The organism is Microcystis sp. M31BS1, from assembly GCF_020245285.1.
GTDB classification, from domain to species: domain Bacteria; phylum Cyanobacteriota; class Cyanobacteriia; order Cyanobacteriales; family Microcystaceae; genus Microcystis; species Microcystis panniformis.
In genome coordinates this window covers 1-8,470 of record NZ_JADBVE010000396.1, presented here as the reverse complement: position 1 = coordinate 8,470, position 8,470 = coordinate 1, and the positions used below count along the sequence as shown (strand labels likewise).

The 8,470-nt window shown below is 44.7% G+C and carries 8 protein-coding genes and 1 pseudogene; 8 read left to right on the top strand and 1 reads right to left on the bottom strand.

All coding sequences use genetic code 11. The annotated features are described in order from the left end of the window. Positions 1 to 296 precede the first annotated feature (296 nt). From bchD to ispD, 6 genes are all read left to right on the top strand, one after another. Positions 297 to 2,294 (top strand): magnesium chelatase ATPase subunit D, encoded by a 1,998-nt coding sequence (gene bchD, locus IM509_RS22260; RefSeq protein ID WP_072926511.1) that lies wholly within the window; start codon positions 297 to 299, stop codon positions 2,292 to 2,294. Between the two features lie 364 nt (positions 2,295 to 2,658). Continuing rightward, positions 2,659 to 3,162 (top strand): hypothetical protein, encoded by a 504-nt coding sequence (locus IM509_RS22255; protein ID WP_072926513.1) that lies wholly within the window; start codon positions 2,659 to 2,661, stop codon positions 3,160 to 3,162. Between the two features lie 10 nt (positions 3,163 to 3,172). After that, positions 3,173 to 4,063 (top strand): hypothetical protein, encoded by an 891-nt coding sequence (locus IM509_RS22250; RefSeq protein ID WP_072926515.1) that lies wholly within the window; start codon positions 3,173 to 3,175, stop codon positions 4,061 to 4,063. Positions 4,064 to 4,435: 372 nt separating this feature from the next. Beyond that, positions 4,436 to 5,086 carry a hypothetical protein gene (locus IM509_RS22245; RefSeq protein WP_072926517.1) on the top strand — a complete coding sequence of 217 codons (651 nt, stop codon included), beginning with the start codon at positions 4,436 to 4,438 and terminating at the stop codon, positions 5,084 to 5,086. Positions 5,087 to 5,262: 176 nt separating this feature from the next. Beyond that, the gene (locus tag IM509_RS22240; protein ID WP_072926519.1) at positions 5,263 to 5,661 is read left to right on the top strand and encodes a DUF1824 family protein; all 399 of its coding nucleotides are present in this window, start codon (positions 5,263 to 5,265) and stop codon (positions 5,659 to 5,661) included. 160 nt (positions 5,662 to 5,821) lie between these two features. Then, entirely contained in the window at positions 5,822 to 6,502 is a 681-nt protein-coding gene (gene ispD, locus IM509_RS22235) for a 2-C-methyl-D-erythritol 4-phosphate cytidylyltransferase (RefSeq protein WP_185237722.1), read from the top strand. On the opposite strand, the gene IM509_RS22230 is transcribed toward ispD, so the two are convergent. Beyond that, a complete protein-coding gene (locus IM509_RS22230; RefSeq protein WP_072926523.1) occupies positions 6,497 to 7,114 on the bottom strand; it encodes a serine O-acetyltransferase in 618 nt (205 codons plus the stop codon). The two genes, ispD and IM509_RS22230, sit on opposite strands and share 6 nt — an antisense overlap. Before the next feature lie 104 nt (positions 7,115 to 7,218). Between IM509_RS22230 and IM509_RS22225 the strand changes: the two genes are divergently transcribed. Both IM509_RS22225 and IM509_RS22220 read left to right on the top strand, forming a co-directional pair. Further along, positions 7,219 to 8,169 (top strand): glycosyltransferase family 2 protein, encoded by a 951-nt coding sequence (locus IM509_RS22225; protein ID WP_072926525.1) that lies wholly within the window; start codon positions 7,219 to 7,221, stop codon positions 8,167 to 8,169. Next, positions 8,160 to 8,470, top strand: a pseudogene (locus IM509_RS22220) (hypothetical protein); the annotation flags it as partial. The gene IM509_RS22225 and the pseudogene IM509_RS22220, both read left to right, overlap by 10 nt.

The window sequence follows — 8,470 nt, the reverse complement described above, 5'->3', positions numbered from 1 at the left end:
GACTTGTTTCAGTTTTTCTATTAAGCTCAACATATATTTGAAAGGTTGGCGGTCACTTCTCATTTTACCTGATAGTGATCGCTTTTACTTTTGATATTCTGATGGGAGAATGAAACAGCCCTACCCTTGATAAGGGGGGTGCCGATCCCCCCTTAATCCCCCCTTGATAAGGGGGGTGTCTGATAATTTTTAACGCCTACCTACTTAAAATCTGAGTTCGGGAATCAAAAGAGGAAAAGTGCCAGACCAGTGAGCTTCTGTTTTACACTAGAATTTGGCCGCCTGAATCTAGATCTATGCCCACTGTGACCCTCAATTTTCCCCTGACTGCCGTTGTCGGCCAAGAAGCGATCAAATTAGCCCTACTCTTAGCCGCCGTGGATCCCGCCCTCGGTGGTGTGGTAATTGCCGGTCGTCGGGGAACCGCCAAATCAGTCATGGCGCGGGCGATACATTCTCTACTGCCACCGATCGAAATTATCGCGGGTAATGTCTTTAATTGTGATCCCAACAATCCCGACGAATGGGACGATCGCACTAAAGAAGAATATAGCAGTGGAGAGGTCGCCACGGAAGTTATCCGGGCCCCTTTCGTGCAGATTCCCCTAGGAGTCACCGAGGATCGTTTATTGGGTTCCGTCGATGTGGAAGAATCGGTGAAACAGGGGGAACCAGTCTTTCAACCCGGTTTATTAGCCAGCGCCCATCGGGGAATTCTCTACGTCGATGAAATTAATCTACTTGATGACCAAATTGCTAACCAATTACTCACAGTTTTAAGCGAAGGACGTAACCAAATCGAACGGGAAGGCATCAGTTTTCAACATCCCTGTAAACCAATCCTGATCGCTACTTATAACCCAGAAGAAGGGGATTTACGAACCCATTTATTAGATAGAATTGCCATTGCCCTTTCCGCCGATGGTGTCCTTAGTTTAGACCAACGAGTAACCGCCGTCAATCAGGCGATCGAGTATGCTGTTTCTCCCAGCGCTTTTATCGCCCAATATGCCCAAGAAATCGATGATCTAAAAACCGAAATTATTCTGGCGAGGGAATGGTTAAAAGAGGTAAAAATTAAACCCGAACAAATTAGTTATCTAGTGGAGGAAGCGGTGCGCGGTAGGGTAGAAGGTCATCGCGCCGAGATTTTTGCCGTGAGAGTAGCCAAGGCGGCCGCCGCTTTAGAAGGTCGGGATTTAGTCAGTGCCGATGACTTAAAAAGAGCCGTCGAATTAGTTATTGTACCTCGATCGCTGATTACGCCGCCACCCCCAGAACAGGAACAACAGCCACCGCCACCACCGCCACCACCGGAACCGCCCCAAGACGAAAACCAGCAGGAACAGGAAGAAAAAGAGGAGGAGAAAGAGGAAGAAAAAGAACCGGAACAGCCGGATAATCTGCCGGAAGAATTTGTTTTCGACCCGGAAGGGGTTTTACTGGATCCCAGTGTGTTGTATTTTGCCCAGATGGCCCAGCGTCAGGGGAAATCCGGGGCGCGTAACCTGATTTTCTCGGAAGATAGGGGACGTTACATTAAGCCGATGTTACCCCGGGGCAAGGTAAAAAGAGTCGCCGTCGATGCCACTCTCCGGGCGGCTGCCCCCTATCAAAAAGCCCGTCGCTTAAGGAATCCCGAACGTCATGTGATTATAGAAGAAGGGGATCTGCGCTCAAAACGGCTGGCCCGCAAGGCCGGTTCTTTAATTGTCTTTGTGGTTGATGCCTCTGGTTCCATGGCCCTGAATCGGATGCAGTCGGCCAAAGGTGCGGTTATGCGTCTGTTAACGGAAGCTTACGAAAATCGCGACCAGATTGCCCTGATTCCTTTCCGGGGTGAGCGAGCAGATGTACTATTGCCACCGACCAAATCGATTACCCTAGCGAAAAAACGTCTAGAAACCCTGCCCTGTGGCGGCGGTTCCCCCTTAGCCCACGGTTTAACCCAAGCGGTTCATGTGGGGATGAATGCCCGTTTATCGGGGGATATCGGTCAAGTGGTGGTTGTGGCGATTACCGACGGGAGAAGTAATATTCCTTTGGCGAAATCTCTAGGCGAACCGATTCCGGAGGGAGAAAAACCCGATATTAAGGCAGAACTGCTCGATATTGCCGCTAAAATTCGCTCTTTAGGCATTAAGTTGTTGGTTATCGATACGGAGAAAAAATTCGTCTCCACTGGTTTTGCCAAAGAATTAGCCCTAAAAGCCGGGGGTAAATATTATCATCTACCCCGGGCCACGGAACAAGCGATCGCATCTATGGCCCGGGGGGCAATTGCGGGACTGTAGCTAGTGATTAGGGGGTGCAGATCATTTTTCTCAATCTACCATCCCCACCCTAGCTTTAAGCCCTACCCTGTCAGGGTTTTAGACTATTCTTGGGCTAGAAACAAATCGCACCCCCAAATGGGAGATGCTTACACGCAGTTTTTCATACATTTGTATTAATTGAAAAGTTACCGATAATTTCTCGGCAGTGGATATTTCTGTAATATTGAGATACACGCCTAAAAATTGGCTATTAACTCGAATTTTGCTGATTTTCTGTTTTTTTCGGTCTGGTGTGAGAAAATCTAGAAAAACTTAACAATAATCAGCAATAAGCGAGAGATATACTACAAACAAACTTGAGCAAGTTTTAATTAAGAGAACTATGAACTTTCGATTTGGCAAAATCTTGATAGCAGGGGTATTGGCGGTACTATTGCTAGTAACTTCCTGTGCTAAAGCTCCCTCGCAATTTGACCAAGCGCAACAGGAAAGTACCGCTCGCGGGGCGGCGGCAGTGGTGAAAGAATCCACCTCTGGCGGCAGTTTTAATCGGTTTTTCCCGCCTTCTGGGGGAGGATACGAGCGCGTCTATACCCAGGAGAAAAAAGGCTTTGCTGAGGCAAAACTGAAGCAAGATGGCAAAGTTCTGGCTATGTTAGCCATATCTGACATTAGCAATAATCCCGCCGCGGCCAATAAATTCCAAGACAGTCAAACCACAATCAAAGGTTTTCCCTCTGTGGAACAGGGTGCAACCGCCAGCGCCGTTTTAGTCAATAATCGCTATCAAGTCAAGGTTTTATCGCGGGAGCCAGATTTTACCGCCAGCGATCGCCAAGCTTGGTTAGCTAAGTTCGATTTAGATGGTTTAGCAAAATTAAAGTAAGGAGACATCCGTGAGTAAGCCAATTTTTGAACTGGTGGACAAATTACCGACGAATAATCTCACCGTCAAAGTCCTCAAAACCCTTGATTATGTGGTGCCGGGACAGTGGGATAACCTAGTCGGGTTTAAAAATACGATTATCAAAGTCACCGGCGAAACCGACGAAAGCATGATTCAACAGATTGGCGATCGAGCCGTTTGGTTGTTTAATGATAAATCCCAGGGCTATCAACGGGCGCTCTGGCTCTACCAAACCATCGACAGCGCCGATAATGCCCTAGCCGCCGCCTCTCTTGCTAATGCCGTCGGTGGTAAAATTCCCCTCATGGGCGGTTTAATCGAAAAATTAACTCCTGCCCCCGAAAAAGCGCAAACCATCGATCTAACCTTGAAATTAGTGACCGAATTAGTCGCTTTTTGTCAAATTAATGGCATTCCGGGCGATAGTATCGATGATTTCGTCGCTTCTCTGGGAGATTATAGCGGCGAATCCCTGATGCGGATGGCGGCGTTAGTTTGTTTGGATGGTTTAATTCCCCTGGGGGGCAGTTTTATCCGCAAAGTGGAATCCACCCTCAGCATTCTCAGCCCAGAAGAATTAGAATCTAACTCCACTTTCGGCAGTATTAAAGAATTGATTCCGGGGGGAAATACTGCCAGAAAATTAGACTTTATCGGTCAAAGTTTCGACTCGACTAAAGGTTGGATGAGTGGTTTTGTCAGCGAGCGCGATTTGACCCAGCAGGGATTATTGAGCAAAATTCAGGGATTTATCGACTTTTCTGCCGATAAATTGGTATATGTCGGTGCATTCCTCGATATGACGACTAATTACTATGAACATACTGGCATTCAAACCCTGGCTCGTCGTTTAATCGAAAGAGCCGTGGCGGAAATTTAAGTGGGTGGGTGGAATTAAATATAAGATGAACGTAGGTTGGGTTGAAGCATGAAACCCAACGCCCGCATGGGTTACGCTACCGCTAACCCATCCTACAAATAATTGTGCCTCCCTACTTAGGGTTTGCGGCAAAAAGTTTTTCGTGGGGGCAGGGTGTGGGGTGCGAGGTTTCCTTCCTTACACCCCACACCCTACACCCTCTTTCAAGTCGGTCGTCAGCAAGAATTGCCAGAATTACATTTCTTAAGACAGACGACAGAATTTATGTCCGACTGCTTAATGGTATAGTCAACCCCTAATCCCACTTTAAAAACCCACTGCCCACTCTCCTAAGAATTTAGTATAATATCCCCTCCTTAGTCCCTCAAGGTCATGAATCAGGCACAACTTATCCATGCCGCTAAACAGCAAGATGCAGCCGCAATTATCGCCCTACTTAACCAAAGTCTCTTAACCAGAAAAATAGAGGTTGTTGAAGCCACCTCGCAAGAAAATGTCCTGACTCTAAAAGTTCAATCCAAAAGGATACCCAATCAACACAAGTTATTACCTTTTTTGTCGGCAGAAATCAAAAGCTTGGGCATCGATGGATTAGAACAAGTGATCGTTTACGGTATGACCGAGGAATCCGATATCCCCGCTTGGCAAGAATCGATAATCCTGAGTCAAGATGATTTAATCGTCAATCGTGTCACCAAATTAAACTCTTTGCCGATAATAACCGCAGAAATCGCCGAAAATGACCGAGAAGATGCCCCAGAAGCTTTGGAAGACTCTGAAACAACTGAAGAAAAAGCCCTAGAAAAACGGGAGGAGTTCCCTGAAGCTGCTGAGAATATTGTGGCGACTGGTGAGCGATTTTCCCTATCTCATCAGAGACAGTCCTCTTTTCCCCTCAGTATAATTTTGTCTTACCTAGCGATTGGTTTTGGTGCCGGAATTATTATAGGTGCTTACTTCGGCTATCAAAAAGCAGTGAGTGAAATGTACACACACTCCGGAGCGATCGAACAAACCCGATAAATTTTCCTGTCCCCAACCTGATATGATCGAAATTGGCGATCTTACGATTAAGACCAATGCAAAATTTTCCTATCTCTAAACCCCAATGATTTAGGGCTTTTTTACTTGGGAATTTGTCGTTAAGGACAGCAGCAACAGTTTATTTTTTATCTTTAGCCCCGCCTATCTAACCGCTCATGTCTATTGAAGAAGCCTTGAAACTCCTAAAAGAATATGGATGTATTAAGCTAAAAATTGCCCAATCCCCTGAAGAAGAAGAAGCTCTAAGACAGGCAATTTTATTAGTTAACCAAGGTTCGGAATCAATTAATTTAGGTATCTGTGCCGATAACAATGAAGAGGGATTTAAAGCCCTAAAAAGTTATCTACAAGCCCTAGGATACCCCCTGCCTAATACTCTCCCAGAAGACCAGCCAGAACTGGGAGCGGTGTATATTAAATACAATACCCAAAGACAAGCTTCCTATCTCGATTCCTACACGGGAACCTATCGCGGTGTCCTGATTTCTTGTCAATCAGAAAATGATCAATTAGTCGGTACTTATGGTCACTTTCCCCTCGATTTATTCTCTTAAGAGGGATAGTTTTGGGGTTATTGACGCGATTAACAATCATCGGCACCCCCCTGATCAAGGGTGGATTAAGGGGGGATCGGCACCCCCCTTATTAAGGGGGGATTAAGGGGGGATCAAAGACCAAATCTATTGAATTCTTAACTTTTTACCTGAAAAAAATATGTATTTGTTAATTCCAGCAGCGGGAATGGGTAAACGGATGGGCAGCGATCGCAATAAGTTACTGCTCACCCTGCACGGAAAACCGCTCCTCGCTTGGACTTTGCTGGCTGCCATGCAATCCAGGGCAATTATCTGGATTGGCATCATGGCACAACCGGAAGACTTTGCGGAGATCCGAGCAATTGTCACCGCCATAAATGCCCTTAAACCCGTGCAAATCATCCAAGGAGGCGAAACCAGACAAAAATCGGTTTACAATGGCTTACAATCCCTACCAGAGGGGGCTGAGACGGTTTTAATTCACGATGGGGCGCGCTGTTTAGCCACCCCCGAATTATTCGATCGCTGTGCCGCCGCTTTGGCCACTTGTCAGGGTTTCATAGCGGCGATTCCGGCGAAAGATACGATTAAAATTGTCGATAGCAAGGGTTGGATTGAGGATACACCCGATCGCTCGCGGTTGTGGGCAGCTCAAACACCCCAGGGTTTTCAGGTAAAATTATTAAAAGAATGTCACGAACAGGGCCGAAAATTAGCTTGGGAAGTCACCGACGATGCCGCCTTATTAGAAAAATGTGGTTTTCCCGTCAAAATTGTCGTCGGTGAAGAAACCAACTTAAAAATTACTACTCCGGGGGATCTGGCAATTGCCGAATATATTTTAAGTCAACGTTTATAATTTTTCATCTACTTTAACGCCGTCCCGTTTAATAATACGAGCGGGAATACCCACCACCACACAATTAGCTGGAACATCCTTGACTACCACTGAATTTGCGCCCACGGTGACATTATCGCCGATGGTAATATTTCCCAAGACTTTAGCGCCGGCGGTAATCCTGACATTATTGCCAATTTTGGGGCGACCGCTTTTATCTTTATAGCCAATTGTTACCTGTTGATTAATCCAACAGTTATCGCCCAAATCCGCCATAACAATCGTACTAAAACCGTGTTGAATAAATAATCCTTTGCCAATCGAACAGGAAGAATCTAGAAATAAGTAGGAACTTTCTCGATAGAAAAACCTAAGAATATACATAAAAAAGCGGCTGAATGAACCACCTTGAAAAAGACGACAATAATATAAATTCCTAAATTCTTTTGCCTCCAGACACAGAGCTAATAATTGTAACCAATCTGCTCTTTTTTCCCGGCCTAATAACTCTACCCAACGCCGCACATCACCTAAGATAAGTTCTCGATTATTAGCTACCTGAAAAGCAATGATTAAGGGTGAGAGCAAAACAATACCCGCATAGAAAAATAATTTTCGGAAGAAACTTTTCATCGTTGGTCTAAAATAAGTGACAATAGACTTGCTTTTTGTTGCTATTAATTATAGTAGTATTGTAGCGAATAGTTCAACCTTCGCCCGTTTATTGGACTCCAACGATGTCAAATACCCTACAGTTCCTTCCCGAAGTATCCGTGATCGTGCCAATTTATAACGGGGAGAAAGATCTACCCCCTCTCATTGATTGTTTAGCCAAACAGACCTATCCCCGTCAATTAGTTGAATATATTTTAGTTGATAATAATAGTAGCGATCGCACAGCAGAATTATTAGGAAAGGCAGCAGAAGAACACCGGGGACTGAACCTGATCATTTTAAGCGAAAATCAGATACAAAGCTCCTACGCTGCTCGTAACAAAGGGATCAAAAGCGCTCGTTATCCTTTTTTGGTCTTCACCGATGCCGATTGTCGTCCCGCACCCCAATGGTTGACAGAATTGATCCAACCCTTTAAAGATACTAGGATCGGTCTGGTAGCGGGTGAAATTGCTGCCTTAACTGGTTCCACTTGGTTGGAAAAGTATGCGGAACGTCGTCACTTTATGTCACCAAAATTTCTTTTAGAACATTCTTTTTGTCCCTACGGTCAAACCGCTAACCTCGCTATTCGTCGAGAAGCTTTTCAAAAAGTTGGTTTATTTCGTCCTTATTTAACTACCGGTGGTGATGCCGATATCTGTTGGCGTATTCAACAACAAACCGACTGGCAATTAACCTACGCACCAGAGGCAATTATTTACCATCGTCATCGTTCCACCCTAGAAGACTTAAGAAGTCAATTAAAACGTTATGGGCGCTCGAATCGCTATCTTCACGAATTGTATGGTGTCGAATTGATGCGACCTTTAACCAATCAAGAGTTATTTTTTACTCTCAGTCGTTGGTTATTAAAAGAGCTACCAAAAAATAGCCTCAAGTTACTGTTTGGTAAAGCAGATTTAGTAGATTTATTGGCTACTCCCCTCGATTTAATTGGGTTTCAGTCCCGCAGCCAAGGACAAGCCACGGCTAAATTACCCGAAAAAGCTAAAGAAATCGAATGGCTTTAATTCAGTTATCAGTTATCAGTTATCAGTTATCAGATGTGAGTTTTCAGTTATCAGTTATCAGTTATCAGTTATCAGTTATCAGTTATCAGTTATCAGATGTGAGTTATCAGTTATCAGTTATCAGATGTGAGTTATCAGTTATCAGATGTGAGTTATCAGTTATCAGATGTGAGTTATCAGTTATCAGTTATCAGTTATCAGTTATCAGTTATCAGTTATCAGTTATCAGTTATCAGTTATCAGTTATCAGTTATCAGTTATCAGTTATCAGTTATCAGTTATCAGTTATCAGATGTGAGTT

Excerpts from the sequence above, each read along its gene's own strand:
- bchD (WP_072926511.1), top strand. The coding sequence starts at position 297 with ATGCCCACTGTGACCCTCAATTTTCCCCTGACTGCCGTTGTCGGCCAA.
- IM509_RS22255 (WP_072926513.1), top strand. The coding sequence starts at position 2,659 with ATGAACTTTCGATTTGGCAAAATCTTGATAGCAGGGGTATTGGCGGTA.
- IM509_RS22245 (WP_072926517.1), top strand. The coding sequence starts at position 4,436 with ATGAATCAGGCACAACTTATCCATGCCGCTAAACAGCAAGATGCAGCC.
- IM509_RS22240 (WP_072926519.1), top strand. The coding sequence starts at position 5,263 with ATGTCTATTGAAGAAGCCTTGAAACTCCTAAAAGAATATGGATGTATT.
- ispD (WP_185237722.1), top strand. The coding sequence starts at position 5,822 with ATGTATTTGTTAATTCCAGCAGCGGGAATGGGTAAACGGATGGGCAGC.
- IM509_RS22230 (WP_072926523.1), bottom strand. The coding sequence starts at position 7,114 with ATGAAAAGTTTCTTCCGAAAATTATTTTTCTATGCGGGTATTGTTTTG.
- IM509_RS22225 (WP_072926525.1), top strand. The coding sequence starts at position 7,219 with ATGTCAAATACCCTACAGTTCCTTCCCGAAGTATCCGTGATCGTGCCA.